Annotated in this window: 24 protein-coding genes; 16 read left to right on the top strand and 8 right to left on the bottom strand. The window is 68.1% G+C overall.

Annotated features, from left to right (window positions below; all coding sequences use genetic code 11):
• The first annotated feature begins 311 nt into the window (after positions 1-311).
• The 4 genes from MRS60_RS27705 to MRS60_RS27690 all read left to right on the top strand — a co-directional run bounded on the left by MRS60_RS27705 (position 312) and on the right by MRS60_RS27690 (position 4,737).
• Positions 312-3,353, top strand: a complete 3,042-nt coding sequence (locus MRS60_RS27705; protein ID WP_243565978.1) for an ATP-binding protein — start codon at positions 312-314, stop codon at positions 3,351-3,353.
• 293 nt (positions 3,354-3,646) lie between these two features.
• Positions 3,647-3,982 carry a SymE family type I addiction module toxin gene (locus MRS60_RS27700; protein ID WP_034181111.1) on the top strand — a complete coding sequence of 112 codons (336 nt, stop codon included), beginning with the start codon at positions 3,647-3,649 and terminating at the stop codon, positions 3,980-3,982.
• Positions 3,979-4,299, top strand: coding sequence for an XRE family transcriptional regulator (locus MRS60_RS27695; RefSeq protein ID WP_034181110.1), 321 nt, complete (start codon positions 3,979-3,981; stop codon positions 4,297-4,299). Before MRS60_RS27700 ends, MRS60_RS27695 begins: the two co-directional genes overlap by 4 nt.
• A gap of 201 nt (positions 4,300-4,500) precedes the next feature.
• A complete protein-coding gene (locus tag MRS60_RS27690; RefSeq protein ID WP_131946732.1) occupies positions 4,501-4,737 on the top strand; it encodes a CopG family transcriptional regulator in 237 nt (78 codons plus the stop codon).
• Here the strand turns inward: MRS60_RS27690 and MRS60_RS27685 are convergent.
• From MRS60_RS27685 to MRS60_RS27675, 3 genes are all read right to left on the bottom strand, one after another.
• On the bottom strand, positions 4,722-5,615 hold the full coding sequence (locus tag MRS60_RS27685) for a LysR family transcriptional regulator (protein WP_034181106.1): 894 nt from the start codon (positions 5,613-5,615) through the stop codon (positions 4,722-4,724). The genes MRS60_RS27690 and MRS60_RS27685 overlap by 16 nt on opposite strands.
• 56 nt (positions 5,616-5,671) lie before the next feature.
• Positions 5,672-6,331 (bottom strand): cysteine hydrolase family protein, encoded by a 660-nt coding sequence (locus MRS60_RS27680; protein ID WP_200882404.1) that lies wholly within the window; start codon positions 6,329-6,331, stop codon positions 5,672-5,674.
• Between the two features lie 65 nt (positions 6,332-6,396).
• Positions 6,397-7,008 (bottom strand): cysteine hydrolase family protein, encoded by a 612-nt coding sequence (locus MRS60_RS27675; RefSeq protein WP_131946731.1) that lies wholly within the window; start codon positions 7,006-7,008, stop codon positions 6,397-6,399.
• A gap of 226 nt (positions 7,009-7,234) precedes the next feature.
• Here MRS60_RS27675 and MRS60_RS27670 point away from each other — a divergent pair, with 226 nt between their 5' ends.
• Complete coding sequence (locus tag MRS60_RS27670) at positions 7,235-7,450, top strand: hypothetical protein (protein WP_243565977.1); 216 nt, start codon at positions 7,235-7,237, stop codon at positions 7,448-7,450.
• A gap of 200 nt (positions 7,451-7,650) precedes the next feature.
• Here MRS60_RS27670 and MRS60_RS27665 read toward each other — a convergent pair whose 3' ends face one another.
• Positions 7,651-8,481, bottom strand: a complete 831-nt coding sequence (locus MRS60_RS27665; RefSeq protein WP_175746861.1) for a peptidylprolyl isomerase — start codon at positions 8,479-8,481, stop codon at positions 7,651-7,653.
• Between the two features lie 450 nt (positions 8,482-8,931).
• Here MRS60_RS27665 and MRS60_RS27660 point away from each other — a divergent pair, with 450 nt between their 5' ends.
• The 9 genes from MRS60_RS27660 to MRS60_RS27620 all read left to right on the top strand — a co-directional run bounded on the left by MRS60_RS27660 (position 8,932) and on the right by MRS60_RS27620 (position 19,802).
• Positions 8,932-9,474 (top strand): NUDIX hydrolase, encoded by a 543-nt coding sequence (locus MRS60_RS27660; protein ID WP_243565976.1) that lies wholly within the window; start codon positions 8,932-8,934, stop codon positions 9,472-9,474.
• 106 nt (positions 9,475-9,580) lie between these two features.
• Positions 9,581-10,969: an undecaprenyl-phosphate glucose phosphotransferase gene (locus tag MRS60_RS27655; RefSeq protein WP_243565975.1), complete on the top strand. Its 1,389-nt coding sequence runs from the start codon at positions 9,581-9,583 to the stop codon at positions 10,967-10,969.
• Positions 10,970-11,094: 125 nt separating this feature from the next.
• Positions 11,095-12,333, top strand: coding sequence for a polysaccharide biosynthesis/export family protein (locus MRS60_RS27650; protein WP_204493956.1), 1,239 nt, complete (start codon positions 11,095-11,097; stop codon positions 12,331-12,333).
• The gene (locus MRS60_RS27645; RefSeq protein ID WP_243565974.1) at positions 12,330-12,827 is read left to right on the top strand and encodes a low molecular weight protein-tyrosine-phosphatase; all 498 of its coding nucleotides are present in this window, start codon (positions 12,330-12,332) and stop codon (positions 12,825-12,827) included. The genes MRS60_RS27650 and MRS60_RS27645 overlap by 4 nt, the downstream gene beginning before the upstream one ends.
• A complete protein-coding gene (locus MRS60_RS27640; protein WP_243565973.1) occupies positions 12,824-15,094 on the top strand; it encodes a polysaccharide biosynthesis tyrosine autokinase in 2,271 nt (756 codons plus the stop codon). The genes MRS60_RS27645 and MRS60_RS27640 overlap by 4 nt, the downstream gene beginning before the upstream one ends.
• Entirely contained in the window at positions 15,091-16,302 is a 1,212-nt protein-coding gene (locus MRS60_RS27635) for a glycosyltransferase family 4 protein (RefSeq protein ID WP_243565972.1), read from the top strand. The genes MRS60_RS27640 and MRS60_RS27635 overlap by 4 nt, the downstream gene beginning before the upstream one ends.
• Positions 16,299-17,462, top strand: a complete 1,164-nt coding sequence (locus tag MRS60_RS27630) for a polysaccharide pyruvyl transferase family protein (RefSeq protein ID WP_243565971.1) — start codon at positions 16,299-16,301, stop codon at positions 17,460-17,462. Before MRS60_RS27635 ends, MRS60_RS27630 begins: the two co-directional genes overlap by 4 nt.
• Positions 17,459-18,748: a polysaccharide biosynthesis protein gene (locus MRS60_RS27625; protein WP_243565970.1), complete on the top strand. Its 1,290-nt coding sequence runs from the start codon at positions 17,459-17,461 to the stop codon at positions 18,746-18,748. The genes MRS60_RS27630 and MRS60_RS27625 overlap by 4 nt, the downstream gene beginning before the upstream one ends.
• On the top strand, positions 18,738-19,802 hold the full coding sequence (locus tag MRS60_RS27620; RefSeq protein WP_243565969.1) for a hypothetical protein: 1,065 nt from the start codon (positions 18,738-18,740) through the stop codon (positions 19,800-19,802). Before MRS60_RS27625 ends, MRS60_RS27620 begins: the two co-directional genes overlap by 11 nt.
• Here MRS60_RS27620 and MRS60_RS27615 read toward each other — a convergent pair whose 3' ends face one another.
• A complete protein-coding gene (locus tag MRS60_RS27615; RefSeq protein ID WP_243565968.1) occupies positions 19,803-20,801 on the bottom strand; it encodes a glycoside hydrolase family protein in 999 nt (332 codons plus the stop codon).
• A gap of 618 nt (positions 20,802-21,419) precedes the next feature.
• Between MRS60_RS27615 and MRS60_RS27610 the strand changes: the two genes are divergently transcribed.
• Together MRS60_RS27610 and MRS60_RS27605 are read left to right on the top strand one after the other, a co-directional pair.
• Positions 21,420-23,081 (top strand): APC family permease, encoded by a 1,662-nt coding sequence (locus MRS60_RS27610; RefSeq protein WP_243565967.1) that lies wholly within the window; start codon positions 21,420-21,422, stop codon positions 23,079-23,081.
• A gap of 335 nt (positions 23,082-23,416) precedes the next feature.
• Positions 23,417-23,635: a hypothetical protein gene (locus MRS60_RS27605; protein WP_131946719.1), complete on the top strand. Its 219-nt coding sequence runs from the start codon at positions 23,417-23,419 to the stop codon at positions 23,633-23,635.
• A 47-nt stretch (positions 23,636-23,682) separates the two neighbouring features.
• On the opposite strand, the gene MRS60_RS27600 is transcribed toward MRS60_RS27605, so the two are convergent.
• The 3 genes from MRS60_RS27600 to MRS60_RS27590 are packed head-to-tail and all read right to left on the bottom strand — an operon-like array spanning position 23,683 to position 26,243.
• Positions 23,683-24,486, bottom strand: a complete 804-nt coding sequence (locus MRS60_RS27600) for a peptidase (RefSeq protein WP_243565966.1) — start codon at positions 24,484-24,486, stop codon at positions 23,683-23,685.
• The gene (locus tag MRS60_RS27595) at positions 24,483-25,283 is read right to left on the bottom strand and encodes a transglutaminase family protein (RefSeq protein WP_243565965.1); all 801 of its coding nucleotides are present in this window, start codon (positions 25,281-25,283) and stop codon (positions 24,483-24,485) included. Before MRS60_RS27595 ends, MRS60_RS27600 begins: the two co-directional genes overlap by 4 nt.
• 12 nt (positions 25,284-25,295) lie before the next feature.
• On the bottom strand, positions 25,296-26,243 hold the full coding sequence (locus MRS60_RS27590; protein ID WP_243565964.1) for an alpha-E domain-containing protein: 948 nt from the start codon (positions 26,241-26,243) through the stop codon (positions 25,296-25,298).
• Positions 26,244-26,272: the final 29 nt, after the last annotated feature.

Below are 26,272 nucleotides of genomic sequence, written 5' to 3'. Positions count from 1 at the left end.
CGAGGAAACCGCACAATAGCGTCGTCGTTCCGTTTGACATACGCATCTATCGGGCCGTATAAACGCAACGCGCAGCCGCCTTCAAAAATAGGACTGGTCCTAGCGATCGTCGCCGATTGCTTCGGACTGCCCTACATACCGACGGCCCTGCCATCCCGATAATTGGCTCGTTCCCCGAGCCGGCAGCGCAAACGCCTGCCCTCCCACACGGCTCACGGATATCGCTACGCGTTCCGCTTCGACATACCGGCCAGCGCCGGCCGAAGCGCGCGCGTCACTGATTAGCGCATTGATTTCACGGTATTCGTTCCATGCCCATCCGAAAACTGTTCTCGTCCCCGACGGACGCCGGCGCGCCGTTCGCGTCGATCGACGGCGAAGCGCGCGACCTGAGCCTGCTGAACCGCTACCAGCGCTTCACGCTGTACGGCGGGGCCGCGGTGCTGTCGCTCGTGATCCTGTTCGCGACGAGCATCCTGCTCACGGGATCGGTGCGCGACTACATCTCGAAACGCCGCGAACTGTTCGCGACGCACAAGGCGCTCGTCCAGCTCGAAATCGACGCGAAACAGGCGTCGATGCGGCGCGCGGTGATCAACGCGGAACTGCTGTGGAACAGTCACCCGCGGCATTCGCGCAGCGCGGTGGAGGCGCTCGTGCGCGACGGCCACGTCGTGCTGGCGCCACTGCCCAATACGAGCGAAATCTTCGTCGCGGCCACGCCGGCCGCGGCAGCCAACGCGAGGATCGACGAGTACGTGCAGCTGATGGAACGCCTGACCGTGTCGGTGGCCGCCGCCGAGCGGCAATCCGGGCTGCCGATGTCGGGCTACGCGTACAGCCCCGAGCGCGACGTGATCGCGATCACGCCGCCGCCGTCGACGCCCTATCGCGACGTGCTCGCCCGCATCGGCGTGCGGGACACCCACGCACTGATCGACCGCCTCGCGTTCGACGTCGCCGACTGGTCGGATCCGGCCGTCGCACGCTACTGGCGCGCGACGCGCCGCATCGCATGGCAGGCGCCCGCGACCGATCCGCTGACGGGCAAGACCGTGTTCCGCCTGGTCGAACCGGCGTTTGACGGCGAGCGGCAGTTCATGACGTTCGTCAGCGATCTCGATGTCGGCGTGATCGCCGACCGCCTCAAGCACGCACCCGAGGACGCCGTCGTGATGCTGGTGGACGACGGCGGCCGCGTGATGCTGAGCGCGGACCGCACGCGCGCGTCGATCGACGGCGGCGCGCTGATGCGCCACGCGCTCGCCGAGAACGGCTGGCGGCGCGGCCTGGACCGGTTCGACGAAGGCTATCTGCACGGCATCTTCACGATCAGCGACCGGATTTCCGATTCGGGCTTCGCGATCGTCTATGCATATTCGTGGCGCACGATCGCGATCGGGCTCTGGCCGACGATCCTGCGCGAGTTCGGCGTGGCCGCGCTGATCCTCGCGGTGCTGTGGACGCTTGTCGTCGCGTTCGACCTGAAAGTGTTCGCGCCGCTGTTCCGCCGCTCGCGCCGCGTGTTCGACAGCGAGCAGATGAGCCGCGCGATCATCGCGACCTCGCCGTTCGGCATCGCGCTCGTGTCGCTCGACACGCACGACGTGCTGCTGCGCAACCGGATGCTGGAACTGTACGAACGCGAAGCGGGCGCGCCGCCGCTGCACGAACGCCTGCTCGCGTGCTACCGGGCGCGCGCGAACGGCGCGCCGGCGATCCTCGACGTCGAGCTGCCCGTCACGCTCGCCGACGGCCGCACGCGCGACCTGGTCGTCAACTTCGTGCGCGGCCGCTACCGCGGCAAGGACACGCTGCTGTGCAGCTTCTCCGACATCACGACGCGCGCCGACGCCGAGCGCGCGCTCGACAGCGCGAACCGCGCGAAATCGACGTTCCTCACGACGATCAGCCACGAGATCCGCACGCCGCTGAACGCGATGCTCGGCAATCTCGAACTGGTCGACAAGGCACCCGACCCGAGCCGCCAGAAAGCGCGGCTGCACGCGGTCACGTCGGCCGCGCGGATGCTGCTCGACATGCTGAACAACGTGCTCGACATGACGAAGATCGAGGCGAACCGGATGACGCTCGAAGCGGCGAGTTTCCGCATCGACGAGCTCGTGCGCGATATCGTCGACCTCTTCGAGCCGGTCGCCGCCGCGAAGGGCGTCGCGCTGTGCGCGGAAATCGATCCGCGCATCGCCCGCCCGTATGTCGGCGATCCGCTGCGGGTGCGGCAGATCGTCGTCAACCTGGTCAGCAACGCGATCAAGTTCACCGAGCGCGGCTCGATCGCGCTGTCCGTGTCCGCGCCGGGCGCGGACGCGACGCCCGTAACGATCCGCGTCAGCGATTCCGGGATAGGCATGACGGCCGCGCAGCTCGCCCGCGTGTTCGAGCCGTTCGCGCAGGCCGACGCATCGACCGCGCGCCGCTTCGGCGGCACCGGCATCGGGCTCGCGCTCAGCCACAAGCTGGCCGAATCGATGGGTGGCGGCATCGCGGCCGACAGCGTGCCGAACGTCGGATCGACCTTCGTCGTCACGCTGCCGCTGGCGCTCGATTCGCAGCCCGGCACGCCGCACGCGCACGCGCACGCCGGCGGCGACGCGTCGAACGCCCGCATCCTGTTCGTCGACGACAACGCGGTCAACCGCATGCTCGTGCACGACCAGCTCGACGTGCTCGGCTACCGTGCGGACATCGCGGGTAGCGTGTCCGAAGCGCTCGAACTCGTCGAGAAACACGACTATGCGCTCGTGATGACCGACCTGAACATGCCGGGCCTCGACGGGTACGCGTTCGCGCGGATGCTGCGCGAACGCGGCCGCGCGCACGCCATTCTCGCGGTGACCGCGCACGCGGAGCCCGATGAATTGCGCCTGGCGCGCGAAGCCGGCGTCGACGACATCGTCACGAAGCCGACGTCGCTGAAGTCGCTCGAACGCGCGATCGCGACCTATACGAACCCGGCACGCCCGAACCGTCAGGCCGCGCTCGCGCCGTCGCGGATGAACGGGCCGCTGCCGAGCGACCTGCACGCGGTGCTGGTCGGAACGATGCGCCGCGCGAACGCGGCGATCGCGCGCGCGCTCGAGAACGGCGACCTGAAAGCAGCGCGGATGGAGATTCACAGCATGCGCGGCGCGTTCGCGATGATCGGCGAGCGTGATGTATCGATGATCTGCGCATCGCTGGAAGCGCTGGCGCTGGCGGGCGATGCAGTCGCGTTCGCGCGGGAGTTCGAGCAGTACCGATCGGGCGCGGAGGCGGCGCTCGCACGGCGCATGGCGACGGCGACGGCGCACGGCATCGGTTCGATGCCGATGGTGGATATCTCGCCGCGTTGACATTTGGAGACGAAGTGACCAACGTCCGGCAAACGCGGCGAACACAAGCGCACGCGCGTTGTCCTTCTTGTCCTGATGGCTAACGTGGGCAGAACGCAATTAACCGATGCCCATTCCACCCGTCGATTCGGCTACAGTGGATGCACGTTTGCGCGTGTGGACGAAGCGGCCTTCTCGCTGATTCATGATGTGAAGGCATGCGGGTTGAAGTCCCCGCGTAAACGAGCGCGGGCCGTGAGTGTAGGAGCACCCACGACCCGCTGACCACAGTCAACTCAACCCAGGAGTCAACCATGGCTGACGCGAATCATAGCGCACCGGCAGTTTTCCACGATAGCTTCGTCCCCGCTGGATCGTCTATTCGGCACCGCCGTACCATTCCGCACCTTCGGTTCGCCGACAGGGCACCGCCTGTGCTGTATCTGTGGACGAAGCTGTCCGGCCGATGGATCGAGGCTGCGGGTTTCGAGCCCGGGCAGCGCTTGCGGATCGACGTGACGCATGGGCGGGTGGTGATCACGCCGATGGACGAAACAGACGGCGCCCCTGTCGGGCAGGACGATTTCCCCGAAGTCGATCCCGCAACGGCGCAGCGGCAGTTTTCGGTGATGACGGGAGACGCACAATGAATCGCAACGACTCGCATCAAGACATTGACAACGTGCCGCTCGACCCTGATTTCGACGACGCAGGGCTACTGTCGGCCAAGTCCGCGCTCGCGCTGAAACTCAATGCACTGATCGCCTCGTATGGGCTGAGCGAGGCCGAGGCTGCGGCGCTCGCGGAAATGGCCCGGCCGGTGGTCACCCCGGAGCAGCGCGACAGGCTTCGGAACGTTTCGCTGGAGTTGCTGATTCAGACGCTGGTGTCGTTTGACCAGCATGTGGAAATCGTGGTGCGGCCTGCGGGGCAACCGCGGTTGGCAGGCGTCACGGTTTCGGTGTGATGGCTGGATAAGTAGGCAGGAAGGAGAGTGTGGCGGTCGGGCCCGGCCGCTGCCTCCGAAGCGGTATCGGCGCTGCGTGCTTTCAAGCATCGGCACACGCCAGCGCATCGCGTACTTACGATGCTGCCGAACTTGTCGGGAAGCAATCAACTTGAATCACTACGATTGAGTTCGATTCAAAGCCGCATTGGAGTTCAGTTCGTGACTACGCCCCCCACCAAAGTCCTGACCGCATGCGTTCCGCTGCCGCTCGCCGAACAGATCGACGCAATGGCCGAACGCGAACGACTCACACGCGAAGCGCTGTCCGACGTCGACACCGGGCATGTGGTCGACCATCAGGCCGTGCAGGCATGGGCCGACAGCCTCGATACCGACACACCGCTGCCAACGCCGCGTAGCAACGCAGGCGGCACCGAATATCAACGGGCGCCGTAGTGCGCCGCCATGTGATCGACGAACACGCGAACCTTCGGCGCGAGATGCCGCGTCTGCGGATAGAGCGCGTAGTAGCAGCGCGTGCCGAGCGTGCAGCCGGGCAGGATGCGCACGAGCTGCCCGCGTGCGAGTTCCGACTGCACCGTGTGCCGCGTGAAGGCCGCGATGCCGAGACCGGCCAGCGCGGCCGCGTGCGTCGCGGTAATCGCATCGGTTCTTAGCCGGCCACTCAGCGGCACGCGGACAGCCTCGCCCTGCGTCGGCTCGATAACCCATTCCGCCGGTGCGCCGGCGCCCGCGTGCGTCAGCAATTCGTGCGCCGCGATCTCTTCCGGCGCGGCGGGCAATCCATGCGCCGCGACATAGCTGGGCGATGCGACCAGCACGATCTCCGATTTCGTCAATACGCGCGCGACCATGCTGCTGTCGTCGAGCGGGCCGCTGATCCGCAGCGCGGCATCGAAGCCTTCCGCGACGAGATCGACCAGCCTGTCGCTGCACGACAGTTCGATCCGGACATCGGGATAGCGACGCTGGAAGGCCGGCAACCAGTCTGCCAGCTCCAGCGTGCCGATCGCGAGCGGCACGCTCACGCGCAGCACGCCGGCCACGCGCGCGCCCTCGTTCATCACGCCGCTCGCCGCGGCCTCCACCCTGCCGAGGATGTCGACGCACGCGTCGTAGTACTGCGCGCCGGCCGCGGTCAGCGTGAAGCGCCGCGTGTTGCGGTTCAACAGCTGCACGCCGAGTTCGGCTTCCAGCCGCTTGAGCTGGCGGGACACCGACGAATGCGTGGTGTCGAGCCGCGCCGCCGCGGCGGAAAAACCTTCCGCCTCGACGATGCAGCAAAAGACGCGCATGGCGAGCAACTGGTCCATGATGGATGAGCGATGCCGTAGGGTTGCGCGCCCCGCAGGGCGCGTGAAGCGAAGCGTCAGCGCAGCGGCAGCTTCGTGATCTCGGACGTCGTCATCACGTCGCCGAACGTGTCCTCGATCTCGGCCAGCGCCGCGCGGTGCAGCGTGTCGCTGTCGATCGTGGCGCCGTTCGCGCGCTTGATCGCCCGCGTAGCAGACGCGTCGGATGCTACCACCACCTGATAGCCGAGCGGCACCGCGTCGCGCGCAGCGCCGGCCACGCATGCATGCGTCATCAGGCCCGCGACGATGATCGTCTTGATGTTGGCCGCCTTCAGCTGCTTGTCCAGGTCGGTGCTGGCGAACACGCTGACGGTGGTCTTCTGCACCGTCTTGTCGTGCGCGCGCGGCTCCATCCCCGGCTGGAACTTCACGGTGTCGCCGTCGATCGCGAACACGGCCGAGCCTGCCGGCGCGATGTGCTGGACCTGGAACACGGGCATCTTCGCGTCGTCGGCGAACTTGATCAGCCGCTTGGTGTTCTCCATCGCCTGCTTGCCGTTCGGGATCGGCATCTTGCCGCTGAAGTATTCCTTCTGGAAATCGATGACGACGAGCGCGGTGGTCTTCGGATCGAGATGATCGATCGGCTTCGCGCCGGACATCGCGCGAATCGTCGGGGTTGCATCGGCTTGTGCGGGCGCCGCGTGAACGACCGACGCAGCGGCGAGCGACATGCCGATCACGGCAGCCTGCATGAAACGGGGGAGACGGAATGACATGGCGGTTCCTTTTTTTTGAATCAACGGGTGGCGAGCGACAGGATGTCGCGCGTATTCATGACGGCGCCGAACGTATCGGCGATCTCGGCGAGCGCGGCGCGATGCAGTGCGTCGTGCGATACCTGAAGCTGTGCGTCGACCACGATGTCGCGGGTCGCGCAGGCGTCGGCCGCGACGGTCACGTCGAAGCCGGCCGGGACGGCGTCGCGTGCGGCGCCTGCGACGCAGGCGTGCGTCATCAGTCCGCAGATCACGAGATGCGTGATCCCGTCGCGCTTCAATGCGTCTGCCAGCGGCGTGCTCGCGAACACGCTCACCGAGGTCTTCTCGACGAGCTGATGCGCAGGCTTCGGAAGAATGTCGCGGTGAATCCCGACGGTCGGACCGTCGGTCGCGAAAATCGGTGCGTCCGCCGGCGCGACGTGCATCACGTGCACGACCTGCCAGCCGTTGCGGTCCGCATGGTCGACGAGCGACACGGCGTTACGGAGAGCATTCGCGCCGTCCGGAATCGGTAGGGCGCCGGTGAAGTATTCGTCCTGGAAATCGATCACGAGCAATGCGGTGGCGCGTGCCGGCAGCGCATCGGGTTCGGTGGCGCCGAGAATCCGGCGCAGCGTCGGGTTGTTCATGTCGTAGTCCTGTTGAAAAGTCGAGAAATCATTTTATTGACGCCGTCGCGCGTGGCGCTACGTCCCGGGCGTTACATGATCTGTGCGCCGTGCGCACAGATGAGAAGGCGCGATAGCCGTGGAGCACACGAGGGCGATTTTCTTGAAACGGGTCGAACGGGCGATCGCGCGCTACGCGCGATAGCGACCGCCGATGCGCCTGCGCCGCGTATCCGGACGATCCAGAATGGGTGGAAAAACAATCGACGATGCGCGAAGCGAATGCGCCGCGTCGTCGCGTCAGGCCGGCGCGGCAGGCGATGTCATGCGTTTCGCGATTCGGCCGCGGCTGCGCCGTGCCGATGATGGCTTGTTCACGATGGTCGCGAGTGTCGCGACAGTCGCAACATTCGAAAAGAAAAGGTGCGTGGCGCTCGAAGCCGCACAATCGACGCTCGCATAAGGCAGCGTTAGGAGTAGTGCTACAGAGAGGTAGCAGCGCATGCGACCGCGCCCACCGGCCGCCGTCGACACTGCTTCGATGCCACGCATGACCAGCTTAGCGCCGATCGCCGGCCAATCCTATCGGACAGGACTGAATCGGCAATCGTCGCTGTGTGCGTCTGCGCGCAGCAAGACTCGCCGCCGCGCGCTCGCGCCGCGTTACTGCACGATCGTCGCCTGCGCGGCCAGCTTGTCGACCAGCTGGGCCAGCGCCCGCTCGCCCGACTGCGCCTCGAGCTGCTGGCGCAACACGGCCTTCGCCTGATCGAAGCTCGGCACCACCGGCTTGCGCTTCTCGTCGAGTTTCACGATCGCGTACGCATTGCCGATCTGGATCGGGCCGGTCGTCGCGCCAACCGGCGCCATTGCGATCGCCTGCGCGATCGGCATCGGCAGCCCGCCCGTGCGCCCTTCGGCGAGCGGCGTCTTCAGCGACACCCATTGCGCGACGCCGCCGTTCGCGGTCGTGTTGAATTCCTTCGCGACCGCGTCGAACGCGACGCCTTGCTTGAGCTTCGCCAGCGCCGCGTTCGCCTTCGTTGCATCGTTGACGGCAATGACTTCCGCACGGTATTCGAACTGCCCGGCGTTCGCGACGATCGCGTCGTAGCGGGCCTTCACCTGCGCATCGGTCACCGGCTGCGGGCGCAGCGTGTCGCGCAGATAGAGATCGGTCGCCGCGTCGGCGCGCACGCGCGCGACGATGCCCTGCACTTCGGGGCGGCTGCCGTAGTTCGCCTTGTCGGCGGCCTGGCCGAGCAGTTGCTTGATGACCAGTTCGCGCTTCACCTGCGCGCGCAGCGCGGGCGAATCCGGCTGGCCGGTCGCCTTGACCGCGGCGTCGAAGTCGCTTTGCGCGATCGGCACGTTGTTGACGACAACCGCGACGCCTTTCGGCAGCGGTTGCGTATCGGCGGCGATCGCGCTCGTCGCACCAACTGCACAGGCGATCGCAATCAGGGCGCCGGCGGCGCGAAGTCGGGTTTTCATGATGCACTCCTTGATAAAGGTAAACAGGGGAACGGCACGCATGAGCGGACGCGACACGTCCACGGACAGGAAGGAATGCCCTGCGCTCGCATATGGCAGCGTTGTTCCGTCAATCAACTGGAGAGTCGGTCAGTCGATAAGCAGCCGAGCCCACCGGCCGCCGCAAGGCATTCGTTCTTGTCGATCGATGCCGATATGCCGTGTTGCGTCGTGCGGCACGCACCCCGGAAAAAGACGCCGCCCGAACCGGGCGGCGCTTGGAACGAAGACTAGCTTCGGATACGAGGTATCGAACGGCTCACCATGCATCCGTTCGACCAGGAAATTTTCGCGAGCGGCAGGCGCATCAACAATAAGACCCGTCTGATTCTGCTTTCACAATCGTTGACAGACGATTCAGACTGATCCGATTCCCTGCGTAGGGCCCATTCGACACAATGGCCTCGCTGGATGGCTAAAACCCTGTCACCCGGCAAGTCGCGCGAAACATCGCGATCAATGTCTCCGTTCGCGCCGCCCTCTCCGGGGCGGCGGCTTTTTTTGCACGCCGCTTCGAGCGTGCGAGGTCATGCCATGAAACAGCGCGCCACCGTTCTCTGCCGACGCGGCGACCGGATTCTCCTGGTCGCGCGCCTGCATGCCCGCTGGGTGCTGCCCGGCGGCGGCCCGCATCGCGGCGAATCGCCGGCCGATGCCGCGCGTCGCGAATTGCGCGAGGAAACCGGGCTCGTCTGTCGCAATCCTCGTCGTCTGTTCGGAACGACGGGCCGCAACAAGTTTCATCACGTGTTCGTCGCCGATATCGACGACGAGGCGACCGCGAACCCGGCGAGCGAGATCGCACGATGCGCGTGGATCGATCGTCGCGCCGTCGCGTCGCTCGACTGCAGCCGGCCGACGCCGTTCATCGTCGATCGTGCGCTGGCGTTGCTCGATCGCGAGCGTCAGGCATCGCATTATTCCGACGATCTTTTTGATCTACAGATTGCGTAGTACTTCGTAACAACGAAACTCCGGTCCGGCGGCATGACGTCGTACGGCCGGAACAGGCACGGTGGCGCGCCCCGATCGCGCGCGGCAGGCAACGAGGGAAAGAAACATGAAAATCAGACAGCCGACAGGCGGCGAAATCGTCGTATGCGCGGTCGATGTCATCACGATCGTAGCGATCGCCGCATGGGCACATACGGGTTCGTTTCGCGATCTCGCGACGTTTCGCATCGAGTCGATTCTGGTCGGCGTCAGCGCGCTGCTGGCGGCGTTCCTGCTGCGGCTGGCCGGCTCGGGCATCGACGGCCGACGCCTGCCCGCGACACGCACCGCGCTGCGCACGCTCGCGCTGTGGCTCGTCGTGCAGGGCTTCGTGTTCGTGAAGATGGTCGCGCTGACGACGCTCACGGTCGTGCTGCTGCACTGGTTCTTCGACTGGACGGTCGGCGCCGCGATCGCGCTCGTCGTGTTGCGCGTCGCGCTGAGCGTCGTGAGACGCCGCAGCCTGCGCGCGACGGTCGCGCCGTGCCGCGTGGCGATCGTCGGCGACGGCGCGCGCATCGAGCGCATCGCCGCCGCAACGCGCGCGAACGTGTCGCCGTCGTACCGGCTCGTCGGCGCATACCGCACGTCGGGTGAGATGCCCGCACTCGACGACGGGGCGCGCGTGCTCGACGATCTCGCATCGTTCGCAGCGTGCGCGCGACGTGCGCAGGCGGAAGAGATCTGGATCGCGCTCGCGATCGAGGACGACGCGGTCGAGCCGGTGATCGACGAGTTCCGCAACGACTTCGTCGAGCTGCGTCTGATGCCCGACGTCAGCAAGCATGCGCTGTTCGGCAGCCGCGTCGACGAGATTCTCGGCGAACCCGCGATCGCGCTCGCGGCGCCGCCGCTGTCGCGCGGTGCACAGCTGACGAAGACGATCTTCGATCGCGCGTTCGCGGCGGCGGTATTGATCGTGCTGATGCCGCTGCTGCTCGCGATCGCGGCCGCGATCAGGCTGACGTCGCCGGGCCCGGTGCTGTTCACGCAAAAGCGGCGCGGCGGCGATGGCGGCACGTTCGACATCTACAAGTTCCGCACGATGCGCGTGCATGTCGAACAGCCCGGCACGGTCGTGCAGGCAAAACGCAACGACCCGCGCGTGACGAAGGTCGGTGCGTTCCTGCGCCGCACGAGCCTCGATGAATTGCCGCAGTTCATCAACGTGCTGTTCGGCGACATGTCGGTGGTCGGCCCGCGCCCGCACGCGGTGGAACACGACGCGCAGTACCGCACGCTCGTGGACGGCTACATCCATCGCTACCGGATCAAGCCCGGCATCACGGGCTGGGCGCAGGTCAACGGCCTGCGCGGCGCGACCGAACGGCTCGAAAGCATGCAGTCGCGCGTCGACTACGACCTGTATTACCTGCGCAACTGGTCGTTCGCGCTCGACCTGCGCATCATCGGCGCGACCGTGCTGAAAGGGATCGTGCATCCCAACGCTTACTGAACGGCTCGGCCGTTCGCCGCGGCGGCGTCATGCCCGCCGCATTCCGATAGACCCGGCGCGGCTCGGCTTCGACGAGCCCGTCGCGCGCCGCGCATCGTCATGCGCGGCGTTACTGGAAGGTAATCATGAGCATTCCTATCGCATCGGCGGCCGCCGGCCGCCGCGGTGCGCTTGCGCTCGTTCTGACGGCCTGCGTGTGGCTGTCCGGATGCGCGTTCGCGCCCGGCATGAAAATGAACACGTCCTATCTCGGCTGGCTGGCGGACGGCCAGGATCAAGCAGCCGCGACGCCGGCCAGCGCGCCCACTGCGGGGGCGCCTGCCGCCGGCGATACCGGTGGCGTCAGCGCGACGGCGCCCGCCCGCACCGCATCCTCCGCGATGCCGCCCATCGTCGCGATCGATCCCGCGCTGATCGCGCGCCAGCGCGCCGCGCGTGACGCGGCGGCCGCATCGCTCGACGAGCCGGCCGCGCCGCGCGCGCCGTCGTACCGGATCGGCCCCGGCGACGTGCTGCAGATCACGGTCTGGGACCACCCTGAACTCGCGGCCGCGCAAGGTGGCGCGCAGCAAACGCCGCCGCGCGCGGCCGACCCCGTCGCCGGCTTCGTCGTCGACGATCGCGGCAACCTGACGTTCCCGTATGCGGGCACGCTGAAGGTCGCCGGGCTGACCGCATCCGACGCGCAGGCGCGCGTGCGCCGCGCACTGTCGACGATCTATCGCGATCCGCAGGTCACGCTGCGCGTCGCGTCGTTCCGTTCGCAGCAGGTCTACGTCGACGGCGAAGTGCACACCCCCGGCGCGCTGCCGGTCAACGACGTGACGATGACGCTCGCCGACGCGATCGCGCGCGCGGGCGGCTTCACGCCCGCCGCCGACCAGAGCGACGTGACGGTCGTGCGCGACGGCACGCCCGTGCGCATCGATCTCGCGAGCCTGATCGAACACCATCGCGATCCGGCGCGCATCGTGCTGCGCGGCGGCGATCTGCTGCGCGTCGGCGCGCGCGACAACAACGGCGTCTATGTGATGGGCGAAGTGAACCGGCCGCTGCTCGCGCTGCCGAAGCGCAACGGCCGCCTGACGCTCAGCGACGCGCTATTGCAGGCCGGCAGCATCAATTCGAATACGGCCGACGCCGCACAGATGTTCGTGATCCGCGGCGCGCAAGGCCGTGCGCCGACGGTGTTCCATCTCGACGCGCGCTCGCCCGTCGCGATGGTGCTCGCGAACCAGTTCGAGCTCGAACCGAAGGACATCGTCTACGTCGACAGCAACGGACTGGTGCGCTTCAGCCGCGTGCTGAGCCTGCTGCTGCCGAGCGTCAACACAGGCGTCGCCGCCGGGATCGCCGCGAAATGAGCGCGCGCCCGTTCCTGCTCGTCGTGTGCGAAGGCAACATCTGCCGCAGCCCGCTCGCGGCCGCGCTGCTTGCGGCGCGGCTGCCGCAGGCCGACGTGGGTTCGGCCGGCCTCGCGCCGCCGCCGGGCCGCCCGGCTGATCCGCTTGCGTGCGAGATGGCCGGCGCACGCGGCCTGTCGCTCGACACGCACCGCGCCCGCCCGGTGACGACCGACCTGTGCAAGCAGGCATCGCTCATCTTCGTGATGGACGATGGCCAGCGCCGCGTGCTCGAAACCCGCCATCCGTTCCTGCGCGGGCGCGTGTTCCGGCTCGGCGAATACGCACGTGCGTCGGACGACGCACTTCCCGGCCTCGACATCCCCGACCCGTATCGCGGCCGGCGTGCGGATTTCATCCGCTGCGCGGCGCTGATCGATCTCGCCGTCGCCAGCTGGCTGCCGCGTCTCGACGCGCGCTGGCCGGCCCTTCCCGTTTCCGAGTTGTGGTCATGAACACTTCCTCTCCCCCCGAACGCGAGATCGACCTGATCCGCGTGCTCGACGTGCTGCGCAACGCGCGCTGGACGATCGCGTCGATCGCGACGGCCTGCGTCGCCGCCGGCGCGCTGGTTGCGTTCGTCGCGCCGCCCACCTATCAAGCCGACCTGATGATCCAGACCGACGACGCGACCGACGCGGCGTCGAAGAACCTGCTCGGCGACGCCGCGTCGTTCTTCAACGTCGGCTCGCCGGCCTCGGCGGAAGCGCAGATCCTGTCGTCGCGGCTCGTCGTCACGCGTGCGGTGGAAGACCTGCGCAGCTATATCGTCGCGAAGCCTTCACGCGTGCCGGTGATCGGCGCGTTCGTCGCCCGCTTCAACGACGGCGCGGTGTCGCCCGGCCTCTTCGGCTTCGGCGGCTACGCGTGGGGCCAGGAGCGCATCGACGTCGCGCGGTTCGACGTGCCGACGCGCGCCGAAGGCGACACGTTCCACGTCGTGCGGCTCGACGCCACGCGTTACCGCCTCACGGGCGCGGACATGCGAGCCGACGCGGTCGGCACCGTCGGCCACCCGGAAACATTCGACACGCGCTACGGCCCGCTGCATGTCGAGATCACGGGCTTCGACGCATTGCCCGGCACGCGCTTCAAGCTGATCCGGCAATCGCGCGCGGAAACGATCGACACGCTGCGCACCGCGCTCGACGTGCAGGAGAAGGTCAAGCAATCGGGCGTGCTGGTCACGTCGCTGCGCGGCAGCGATCCGGCCGAGATCAGCGCGACGCTCAATGCGATCGCGAACCGCTACGTCGAGCAGAACATCGCGCGCCGGTCCGCCGAGGCCGCCCAGTCGCTGACGTTCCTGAACGGGCAACTGCCGATCGTGAAGCAGCAGCTCGAACGCGCGGAAACGCGCTACGCGGCGCTGCGCAGCCGCACCGGCTCGGTCGATCTCGCCGAGGAAGGCAAGCTCGCGCTCCAGCAGGGCGCGGACCTGCAGACGCGCGCGCTCGAATTGCAGCAGAAGCGCGACGAACTCTCGCGCCGCTTCCTGCCGACGCACCCCGACATGGCCGCACTCGACGCGCAGCTCGCGACGCTGAAGCGGCAGCAAGGCGCGCTCGATGGCCGCATCGCGCGGCTGCCCGCGCAGCAGGCCGAGGAAGTGCGCGCGCAGCTCGACGTGAAGGTCAACACCGATCTGTACACCGCGCTGCTGAACAACATCCAGCAGCTCGAACTGGTGCAGGCCGGCAGGACGGCCAGCGTGCGCGTCGTCGACGCGGCCGTCGCGCCCGCCGATCCCGTGCGTCCGAACCGGCCGGTCGTGATCGCGGCCGCCGCGCTCATCGGCCTCGCGCTCGGCGTGATCGCCGCGTTCATGCGGGAGTTCCTGTACGGCGGGCTCACGGCCGTCGACGAAATCGAGCGCCATACGTCGCTGCCGGTGCGCGCGGTGCTGCCCGCCGCCACGCGCCAGCGCCGGTTGATGCGCGCGGTCGAACGGCACGACAAGGGCCTGCACGTGCTCGCGTACGACGATCCGTACGAGCCGGCGGTCGAAGGCTTGCGCAGCCTGCAGACCGCGCTGCACTTCTCGCTCGCGGATATCGCGCACCCACTGGTGCTGGTCAGCGGCCCCGCGCCCGGCACCGGCAAGTCGTTCGTGTCGGTCAACCTCGCCGCGGTGCATGCGGCGAGCGGCCGGCGCGTGCTCCTGATCGACGGCGACCTGCGCAAAGGCTATCTGCACCAGTATTTCGGCCTCGAGCGCGGCCCGGGCTTCGCCGAACTGCTCGACGGCCGCGCCGACGCCGACGACGTCGTGCGCCGCGGTGTCGCGCCGAACCTTGATTTCCTGCCGACCGGCGAACTGCCGCACGCACCGACCGCACTGCTGCAACACGCGCGTGCCGGCACGCTGCTCGCATCGCTGCGTGCGCGCTACGACCTCGTCGTCGTCGATTCCGCGCCGCTGCTCGCCGCCACCGACGCCACCTGGCTCGACATGTACGCGAATGCGGCGCTGCTGGTCGCGCGTGCGGGCTCGACGCGGGCCGGCGAACTGGTTGAATCCGCGAAGCGGCTGCCGCAGCGGCCGGACCGGCTGGTCGGCGTGGTGCTGAACGGCCTCGATCCGCGCTCGGGCGCGTCCGCGTTCGGCTCGAAATACGGCGGCTACCGCTACGAAGCGTATCGCTACACCTGCGACACGCGCTGCACGCACGTCGCCCGCCTGCGCGCGGTGCTGCAACGTCTGCTGCGGAGGTCCGCATGAGCGACATCGAACTCGCGCCGCCGGTCGATCACCGCGCCCCGCGCGCGGCGAAGCCTTCGGTTCCGGCCACGCCACCGCTGCGCATCGCGCTCGTCGTCGAAGCAGCCGGCGGCGGCGTCGCCGTGCATCTGGCCGACCTGATCGCGGGGCTGCGCGCACGCTCGAACGTGGAAATCCATCTGATCGCGCCGCTCGGCGAGCGCTTCGACGACGCGATGCTCGCCGGCGCCGCCGCGCAATGCCATTCATTCCACCGGCTGCCGCTGCGGCGCCCGGTCGGTCCGCACGATCTGACGGGCCTGCTTGCGCTGCGCCGGCTGCTGCGCCGGCTTCGACCCGACATCGTGCACAGCCACAGCTCGAAGGCCGGTGCGCTCGCTCGGCTGTGTCGCGGGCCGTGGAAGCAGGTCTACACGCCGCATGCGGTCTATACGCTGAACCCGACGCTGTCGCCCGCGAAGCGCGCGTTCTACGGCGGTATCGAGCGCGTGCTCGGCAATGCGTGCTCGGATGCGGTGGTCGCAGTCTCGCGGGACGAGGCCGACCACCTGCATGAACTCGGCATCGCGCGCCAGCGGATTCGCGTCGTCGAGAACGGCGTGACGCCGCCGCGGCTGCTCGCGCGCCAGGCCGCGCGCATCGCGCTGGGCCTCGCCGACGACACGTTCGTCGTCGGCTTCGTCGGCCGCTTCGATCACCAGAAGGGTGTGGATCGCCTCGTGCGCATCGCGCGCCTGCTCGAGCAGCGTTATGGCCGTCGCTTGCAGGTCGTCGCAATCGGCTCCGGCGATTTCGCTCGCGCTGCCGGCGACGAAGCGCGCGACCTGCCGCTGAACCTGCACGTCGCGGGCCGCGTCGACGACGCGCGCCGCTACTTCTCCGCGTTCGACCTGCTCGCGCTGCCGAGCCGCTACGAAGGCTTTCCGTATGTGTGCCTCGAAGCCGTCGCCGCACACGTGCCGATGGTCGCGACCAAGGTCGCCGGCGCGGCTGAACTGATCGCCGCACATCGCGTCGGCCTGGCCGTGACGAACCACGACGATCCGGCCGCGTTCGCCGCGGCGGTCAGCCGGCTGGTCGATCACCCGGGCGCCTTCGGGCTGATGCGCGATCAATGCGAGCGCGCGTACCCGCATTTCTCGGCCGACGCGATGGTCGACCGCACGCTCGCCGTCTATCGCGAGCTTCTCCAGGAGAACACACGATGACCCGCCCCGTTCACGTCGCGCTGCTGCATGCGTACAGCGCGCGCAATTCCGGCGACGGGCTGCTCGTCGAACTGTCGGTCGCGCTGTTGCGCGACGCGTTCGGCGCCGACACGCAGGTGTCGATCGTCGCGGCCGATCCCGCTTCGTTCCCCGGTCATCCGGACGTGCGGCCGGCGCCCGTGCTCGCCGCCGGCGGCGCCGGGCGCCTGATCGGCGCCGCGATGGCCGCGCTGCCTATCGGCGCGAACCCGGCGCTTGCCGACCTGCGCACGCTGCTGCGGCGCGCCGACCTGATCGTCGGCGTCGGCGGCGGCTATCTGCGCGCGCGCAATGCAATCGAAGCGCTCAAGCTCGAAGCCGGGCATCTCGTGCAGATGCGCGCGGCCCGCGCGGCGCGCAAGCCGGCCGTCTATCTGTCGCAGAGCATCGGGCCGGCGGCCGGCAATCCGTTGCTCGCCGGGCACCTGACTTCGCTGCTCGCGGGCTTCGACGCCGTGTTCGCGCGCGACGACCGCTCGGCCGCGTTTCTCGCGGGCAACGCGAACACGCGCCGCGCGCCCGATCTCGCGGTGCTCGAATTCGGGCGCCGCGCGACCGGCCTGCGCGACCGCGTGCGCTCGGCCGCGTCGACGCCAGCACACGTCGCGCTCGTGCTGCGCCGCCCGCCCGCGTGGAACGATACGCAACGCGCGCGCTATCTCGCGTCGACCGACGCGCTGATCGAGCGGCTCGGCGCGTTCTGCCGCATCACGTTCGCGGTGCAAAGCATGGGCCGCGGCAACGACGACGCCGCGTACTACCGCGAACGCGGCTTCGACGCCGCGCGCTCGCTGAAGGACGTGCTCGCCGACGACACACCCGACGCCGTCGTGTCCGTGCGCCTGCACGGCGCGCTCGAAGCGATCCTGCACGGCGTGCCTGCGTATCACCTGAGCTACGAGCGCAAGGGCTTCGGCGCGTATGACGATCTCGGTGTCGGCCAATGGGTCGCTAATGCCGCCGACTTCGACGCGAATACGGTCTGCGACACGCTGCTCGCGCCCGATGCGCTGCGCCGGTTCTGGATCCACGCCGAGGTCGGGCTCGCGCGCCTCGGGGACGAACGCGCGCGGATCGTCGCCGTGCTGCGCGACGCGCTCGCGAACGGAGCGGCACGATGAGCGCCGCGTGGTTTCGCCTGGCGCTGCGGGTCGGTGCGCTCGGGTTGAAGTTCATGCTGACGATCGTCGTCGCGCGCACGCTCGGCTTCGACGCGGTAGCCGTTTATGGTGTCGCGCTCGCCGTGTCGGTCGTATCGTCGAAGGTGCTGGGGCTCGGCTTCAGCACCGAGATCAATCGCCGGCTGGCCGGCCCCAATCCGCACGACGCGGTGCGGACCTGCGTGCGATTGTCCGTGCTTTATGCGGGCGTCTATGCGCTGCTGTGCGGCATCGCCGCGCTGCCGGTCGACGCGTTTGGCGCGGCGCGCATCGGTGCGTTGCCCGATATGCCGCTCCTGCTCGTGGTGCTCGTCGCCTGCGCCGAACACGCGGCGCTCGAAGTCAATACGTGGCTGTTCTCGCTGCATCGCGCGCGTGCTGCGTCGTGGCTGCTGTTCGTCCGCACCGGCGCGTGGGCCGGGGTCGCGATCGGTGCGCTGGCGACGCGCGCGATCGATTCGATCGACGGACTGTTCGCGATCTGGATCGCGGCCGACGTCTTTGTCGTGGCGGCCGGCTGGGTGCTGATCGCGGGCGCCGCGCACCGGTTGCCGGCAATGCCTGCGTTGTCGGCGACGCGCGTGCGGCTCGGTGCGGTCTGGCGCGACGGCGCGCCATTTTTTGTCGCGCTGCTGCTGCTGTCGGTGCTGCAGTATCTCGAACGCTTCGTCGCGTCAGCACAGCTCGACGCGAACGAACTCGGCCGCTATGTGTTCGTCTGGTCGATCGCCAATGCAATACAGACGATCGCATCGGCGACCGTCGTGGCGGTGGCCGCGCCGCGCCTCGTGAGCGCGCTCGACAGCACACGCGCCGCCGCGCCGGCATTCCGCGCCGAACTCGCGCGGGCCTTGCGCGCGTCGCTGCTGCTGACCGGCGCCGCCGCGCTCGCGATCGCCTTCATGCATCCGTGGATCTTCAGGCTCGCGCACGCAGGCAACGATGCGCCGTCGGCCGCGATCCTCGCCGTGCTGCTGCTGTCGTTCGTGCTGCGCGCCGCCGCCGACGTGCTGTGGGCCGCCGCCGTCGCGTTGCGTGCCGGGCGCGTGGTCGCCGGCGTGATCGCCGTGCTGACGCTCGCCTGCGTGCCGATGTCGATCGCGCTCGTGCACGACCAGCGCGCGCTCGGCGCGGCCGTCGCGCATCTCGTCGCCAGCATTGCCGTGACTGCGTGGCTCGCGTGGATCGTCACGTCGCGCGTCGCCGCCGTGCGCGGCAAACGCGCCGGAGCGGGCAATGCTGCGTAACGTCATCCGAAGCGTCATCTGGAGCGGGCCGCTGCTGAGTCGCGGCCTGCGCGACGCGATCGCGGCGCTCGTCGCGCTGCTGTATGTCGGCGTCTATGTGAACGCGCGCACGCTGCTGCCGGAATTCATCTTCCGCGACGCGGACAAGATCCAGACCCAGATCGGCGGCGGCTCGACCTACGACGGTTCGTCGTTCGACGCGGTCGGCAAGCTGTATCAGGCACTCGGCAACGCCGGCACGGCCGTGTTCGTGGTCGCGCTCGGCGTCGTCACGATCTGGGTCGCGCTGCGCGAGACGCGCCGGCTCGGCGGGCTCGTCGTTTATCTCGTGCTGCTCGCGCCGTGCCTGTTCTTCAACCTGTTCGTCGCCAGCAAGGACACGATCGTCGTCGCGATGTCGCTCGCGGTGCTCGCCGCCGCGCGCCTGCGCGGCACGGCGCGGCCGACGCTGATCGCCGCCGCGCTGTATCTCGGCTATGCGGCGACGATCCGCAGTTATTTCGCGCTGATTCTCGCGATCGCGCTCGCGGCATGGGTGTATCGGCGCGTGTCGACGCTGCCGCGAGTGGCCGGCTTGCTGCTTGTCGTCGCCGTGCTCGTCGCGCTGCCGAAGGCCGCCTATACGCTGCTTCAGCAGCCGCGCGACCTCGCCGTCGACTATCTCGTCTATTCGTCGCCGTTCGGCGCGCGCACGAGTTTCTACAATCCGTTTCCGCCCGATTCGTTCGTGCATTTCGTCGGGAATTACGCGTATTCGCTCGTCCGGCTGAACCTGCCGGTGTTCTTCTCGTTCGATCCGAAGGGATGGGCGATGCAGGCGCTGATCGCGCTGTTCCTGTGCGCCGCGTGGCGACGCGTGCCGGCGCGGCGGACGGTTGCCGACGCAACCAGGCCGGCGCGCGACGGTGAATTGCCGGCTTGCCTCGTACTCGGTCACGTGGCCGTGTCGATGCTGTTCGAGCCCGATCTCGGCAGCTATCTGCGACACCTGTCGAGCGTCGCACCGTTCGCGGTCGCGCTGTGGTCGATCCGCACGCGGCGCGCGCGAGCCTGATTACCGGGCCGCAGGAGCCGCGTGCAGCGACGCGCGAACCGCGTCGAGCGCGGGCTTCGGCGTCCGGTCCGCCTGCACGATCCCGTAGCTTCGCTGGGCCGTGTCTCTGGCGTTCCCGGTATCGGCCCATTCGTAGACTGCGATCAGCGGGGTTTGCAGTTCACCGCGTGCGTCGAGCAGCGTGCGCAGACGGTGCGCCTGGCGCAGCTCGCCGTCGCCGCCCACCGACGCCGCGCCGACTTCGGTGACGATCGCCGGCAAGCCGTAGCGCGCATCGATATCGCGTGCCGCCGCGCGGATCTGCGCGGGCGTCATGCCGTACGCGTGATAGGAAACCGCATCGAGACAACCCGGCGCGGCCGTCTGCACGCTCGCCAGCAGGCCGCCCGGCACGCTGCCCGGCACGCTGCCCGGCAGCGGCGCCCGCGCGAACCCGAAGCCGACGATCGGCACGGCCTTTGCCCCTTCCGCCAATCGTCGGCAGAGCGCGACGGCGAACGGCGGGAAGGTCTGCGCCACGTCACCCGTCGGCCAGTAACGGGCGAGGTCCGGTTCGTTCCAGAGTTCGACGGCGATCAGGTCGCGCCGATGCCGCGCGGCCAGCGCCGCGACCGCATCGGCGATCCGTTCGCCCGCGGCCGCGAGCGCCACCGCCTTCGGCTTCGTGCCGCGCGCCACCGCGAACGAGCCGAGCGCGCGCACGGTCAGCAGCACCGGCAAGCCGGCGGACCGCGCGGCATCGAAGGCTTCGTCGAGCTGCGCGCGATAGGCGGCTTGATCGAGTCGGTCGGCCCATGCGCCGAAGCGGACGAATGCGAAGCCGGTCGCGTGAATCCTGCGCGCGTCGTCGGGCGTGAACGACTGGATCTTGACCTGCACGCCGACGAGCGGTTTTTCGCTCGATGCATCGGGCCAGCGCGTGCGGTCGGCGGCGCATGCCGCGGCCGTCAGCAGGCAGCCGACGGCCATGATCGCCAGCTTGCGAATCCGGTTCGTCATCGAACGGAGGGCTCCTTTTCAGTCATGGAAAGTTCGCATGTCATATCGACCTGAATCGGTCACAACACGAAGAATATGGCGACGGTGACGCATATCGCGATGATCAGCAGACCCATGCATTTATTCCTGGAAAGCCCACAGCATCGTCTACGTTGGTCGCGCCGGCAATCGGACCGGTCCGAGCCACGGCGCCATATGCGCGATGCGATCCGACAGAATCCGACTAGTCCGATTGCTCGGCCTGTCGAATACCGGGACCATCGTCGTGCGGCCCGGAAAAACGCACGTGCGGGTGCGCGATCGCGCACCTGAACCGCCGTGGCGATCGGCTCGCAGCGCTCGACGCCGCGCCCGTACCGGCACGCCGCACGCATTCAGGCGGCCGCAATTGCGTCCCGGCCGGCGCGCAAGCGCCGACGAGGGCCTCGCAGGCGATCCGGCCACGCATCCTCGCGGCTATCGAGGCCGTTGTGGCAGCGATAGCCGACGCATTTCATCGGCCTCTGGCCGCCTTCTTCACCCCGATTCCCGACCACGGCACGCGGTCGCGTCATCGACACGCCCATGGGTGCGATGACCGCACGACCCTCCGCCCCGGAATCGCAACAGGACACAACGATGAGCGACGCAGGATTACCTACCCGTCCCGCCGGCGCGGCTCACAGCCCGGCCTCGCATGACGCCGCCCCCGAAAGCCAGACGCTGCAACGCACCCTCACGTGGAAAGACGGCTTCTGGGTCACCAGCGGCGTGCCGGCCGGCGTGCTGTTCACGATCGGCGGCGTATCGGCGACGATCGGCCATCCCGCGTGGACGATCTGGATCGCCGCGATTACGATGGGCTTGATTCAAAGCGCGACCTACGCCGAAATCTCCGGGCTGTTCCCGCACAAATCGGGCGGCGCGTCGGTATACGGCGCGATCGGATGGGTGCGCTACAGCAAGCTGATCGCGCCGGTTTCCGTGTGGTGCAACTGGCTCGCGTGGTCGCCGATGCTCGCGCTCGGCTGCGGCCTCGCGGCGAGCTATGCGCTCACGAGCTTCTTTCCGGCCGACGCGGCCGTGCTGCAATGGCGGCTCACGCTCGCCGACCTGAGCTTCATCAAGCCCGGTCTGTCGCTGCGGATCAACGCGACGTTCATCATCGCGGCGATCCTGCTGCTCATCACGTTCAAGCTTCAGCACAGCGGCGCGTCGAAGGCCGCGAAAACGCAGCGCATTCTCGGCATCGCATCGCTCACGCCGCTGTTGATCGTCGGCATCGTGCCGTTCGTCACCGGCGACGTGCCGATGTCGAACCTGCTGCCGCTGCTGCCGCTCGGTCACGACGCACAAGGCAACCTCACGGCCGCGACCTTCGGCGCGTGGAACGGGCAAGGCGTCACGATGGCGCTCGGCGCGATGTTCATGGCCGGCTGGGCGTCGTATGGTTTCGAGACGGCCGTCTGCTACACGCGCGAATTCCGCGATCCGCGCCGCGACACCGCGAAGGCGATCTTCTGGTCGGGCGCGCTGTGCCTCGTCGTGATGACGCTCGTGCCGATGGCATTCCAGGGTGCGCTCGGCACGCAGGCGATGCTCGATCCCGCGATTCGCGACGGCACCGGCGTCGCAGCCGCGATGGCGAAGCTCGTCGGCGGCGGTGCATGGGTTGCGAACGCGCTCGTCGTGATGCTGATGCTGTCGATCCTGCTGATCGTGATGACGTCGATGATGGGCTCGTCGCGCACGCTGTACCAGGCATCGGTCGACGGCTGGCTGCCGAAGTACCTGTCGCACGTGAACGAGCATGGCTCGCCGACACGCGCGATGTGGACCGATCTCGGCTTCAACCTCGTGCTGCTGATGATGTCGGACTACTTCACGGTGCTGTCGATCTCGAACGTTTGCTACATGCTGTTCGTGTTCCTGAACTTGCAGTCAGGCTGGATTCACCGGATGGATCGCGGCAACTGGGATCGTCCGTTCCGCTGCCCGACGTGGCTGCTCGCCGCGGGCGCGGTGTGCGGGTTCGCTAACCTTGTCTATGCAGGCGCTGGCGCCGATCTGCAAGGCGAAGGCACGCTGCGCAACGGGCTGATCGCGATGCTGCTGATCGTGCCGGTGTTCGTCTATCGCCACTACTGGCAGGATCGCGGCCGCTTCCCCGCGCAGATGCAGCAGGACATGGAGCTTGAAGTTCCGAAGCGGAGCGCGTGGATGAACCTCGCGCCGTATGCGGCGCTGGTCGCCGCGGCACTGACGATCGGCGGTGCGTATTACTTCGCGTGGGTGCATTGAGCATCGCGCGCCGATCGCCGTGCGGGTTCGAATCAGCCTGGTCTGATAGGCCTGCGCGGCTTTCGGCGATAAGCTTGTTTTGCGCGGTGCCGGATTCGCGTGGTCTGACGGCCCTGTAAAGGGCTGCGCTCGGGAGGCGCGAGCGAATCCGGATACCGCGCACCTTTCGCTTGCGACGGCTTCGATGCGGGCGCTCGATGGTGGCCGGTGGGCGCGGCCACGCTTTGAAGGGCGCTGATCCTGCTGCAACTCGATAACGCTGCCATATGCGAGCGTCGAGCACCCGCATCGAAGCCCTGCCGCGCGTGCGCGATACCGATCACGATGGAGTCAGCATGAATCATCGACAGACGACACTACAGGACGGCGAATACTGGGCCGCCTGCAAGGAACGCAACGATCTTGCCGCCGCCGTCAACGGGCACGGCGCCGTGTATCCGCGCACGCGGATGACCGTCCGTGACGGCGTCGCCGTTTTTCATCGCGGCGGCAATACGCTCTGGACGTGCCGCGCGCACTACGCGCTCGCGAACTTCACGATCGATCCGGCGTAGCGCGGCGCATCGGTCGGCAAAGGCGGACGCGAACCGCCCGCCTGCCTCTACTCGGGCGCCCCCTCCGCCCACTCCCGCAACGCCGTGCGCTCCGGCGCGACCCTCGGCGGCAGCACCGTCGGCAAGTCGGGCCACGGCAGGTTCGGAATCTCGTCGAACACCGAACGCTGCCGCGCCGCCCACGTCGTATGCAGCATCCCGTAGTACGGATCATGCTCGTCGAACGTCGCGAACTTCGTCGCGCGCAGCGCATCGCGCTCGTACACGAGCAGATCGACCGGCAGCCCGACCGACACGTTCGAACGGATCGTCGAATTCATCGAGATCAGCGCGCATTTCGTCGCGTCCGCGAGCGGCATCGCCTCGCACAGCATCCGTTCGATGATCGGCTTGCCATACTTCGCCTCGCCGATCTGCACGTACGGGCTCAACGTCGACGCCTCGATGAAGTTGCCGGCCGCATAGATCTGGAATAGCCGCGGCGCCTCGCCGCGCACCTGCCCGCCGACGATGAAGCTGCAGTTGAAATCGACGCCGAACTGGCTCAGCGACTGTGCGTCGCGCGCATGCACCGCCCGCACCGCGTCGCCGACGAGCCGCGCCGCGTCGTGCATCGAGCGCACGCGCCAGATCGACTGCGGATCGGTCCTCGGCTGCGACGCGAGGCTTTGCGTGACCGCCTGCGTGATCGCGAGATTGCCGGCCGACAGCAACACGACGACCTGCTCGTCCGGCACTTCGAACAGCGCCATCTTGCGGAACGTGCTCACGTGATCGATGCCAGCGTTGGTGCGCGAGTCAGACAGGAACACGATCCCTTCGTCGACGCGCATCGCCACACAGTAGGTCATAACGCGCCTCCCGCCTGCACGTCCACCCGCACGTCGAGCGACTCGTCACCGCCGCCGATCCGCACGCCGCGCACCGGCGCGGCCGCTTCGTAGTCGCGGCCGGTCGCGACGCGGCAATACGCTTCGCCCGCGAAGCGCGCGTGCGTGACGTCGACCGACACCCAGCCAATCTCGCGCACCCATACGTCGACCCACGCATGGCTCGCCGCATGCGGCACGTCGCCCGCGTCGAAATAACCGCTCACGTAGCGCGCGGGCACGCCGCGCGCGCGGCAGCATGCGAGCATCAGGTGCGCGTGATCCTGGCATACGCCGTGCCGCAGCGCGAGTGCGTCGGCCGCCGTGCTCGTCGCGGCCGTGATTCCTTGCCGGTACGCAACCGCATCGGCGATCCGCTCGGCCAAAGCAATGAACGCGCAGGAGCCGTCGCCCGCTTCGAGCGGGGCGGCAAGCTCGCGGATCGCGCCGTCGGCCTCGGTCAGCCGCGTCGCACACGTGTAGTGCGCGACCGGCACGGGCCCCGGGTCGAGCCCGAGCCGGCCGTCGTCGAGCGGCTGCGTGTCGATTGCACCGTGCGCATGCAGCGCGATTTCGGTCAGCGGCCGCGTGACGACCAGCGCATGCAGCGCGTTGCCGTACGCATCGGTCGACGCATCGAGCGCGCCGGGCGCGGTGATCCGCCAGCCCGCGACGTACTGCGACGGCAGCGCCGGCGGCGTCATCCGGATCTGCTGGATCGAATAGGTGAGCGGCGCCGAATAGCGATAGATCGTGTCGTGTCGAATGGTCAGGTACATGGGAACCTCGATTCAGCTCGCGGACATCATGAAAGCGCGCGAGACCATGTTGCCGAGCGCATACACGCGCTCGAGCGATTCGTTCAGGAATGCGTGCAACCCCTGCGCGCGGATCTTGCGGATGTCCGCGTAATGCAGCTCCGCACGCAATCGGCCCGCCTCGCGTTCGCACTCGGCCGACGCACCGTTTTTCAGCTTGTCGAGCGTCATGCAGAAATCGTCGATCGCGGCGCGCAGCGAGCGCGGCATCGCGGGGTTCAGCAGCAGCAGTTCGGCCACGCGGTCGGGCGTCACGACGTCGCGATAGACCTTGTGATAGATCTCCATCCCCGACACCGACGTGAGGATCGACGTCCAGTAGTAGAACTCGTCGATCTCGTCCGGAGAATCGGCCGTGGCCTGCTCGATGTCGAGAAAGCGCACGTCGAGCATCCGCGCGACGTTGTCCGCGCGTTCGAGAAACGTGCCGAGCCGCGAGAAGTAATACGCGTCGTCGCGCATCGCGGTGCCGATCGATACACCGCGCGCAAGGTGCACGCGCGACTTCACCCATTCGAGGAATTCGTGCGGATCGGCCGCGAGCGCATCCGCCGCGAGCGGCTCGACGCACTCGATCCACGTATGGTTGATCGTCTCCCACCACTCCGTCGTCAGCAGGCCGCGCACCGCGCGCGCGTTCTCCCGTGCGCTGCGCAGGCAGGACACGATGCTCGACGGATTGTCGCGATCCGCGACGAGAAACGCGACGACCGTCTCGGGCGCCGGTTCGCCATGCTTCGCCGTGAAGGCCGGCTCGAGTTCGACCGAGCGCAGCAGCGCGCGCAGCGTGCGGCGCTGCCGTTCGTCGTCCTGCGGCAGCAGCAGCGATTTCAGGTTGATGTCGACGATGCGCGCCGTATTCTCCGCGCGCTCCAGATAGCGCGCCATCCAGTAGATATGATCCGCGGTGCGGCTCAGCATGCTGCCTCCTTTGTCTTGTGGTTCGGGCC

Origin of the sequence: Burkholderia pyrrocinia (genome assembly GCF_022809715.1) — a bacterium.
Classification (GTDB): Bacteria; Pseudomonadota; Gammaproteobacteria; order Burkholderiales; family Burkholderiaceae; genus Burkholderia; species Burkholderia pyrrocinia_C.
This window is presented reverse-complemented; position numbering and strand designations above follow the sequence as displayed.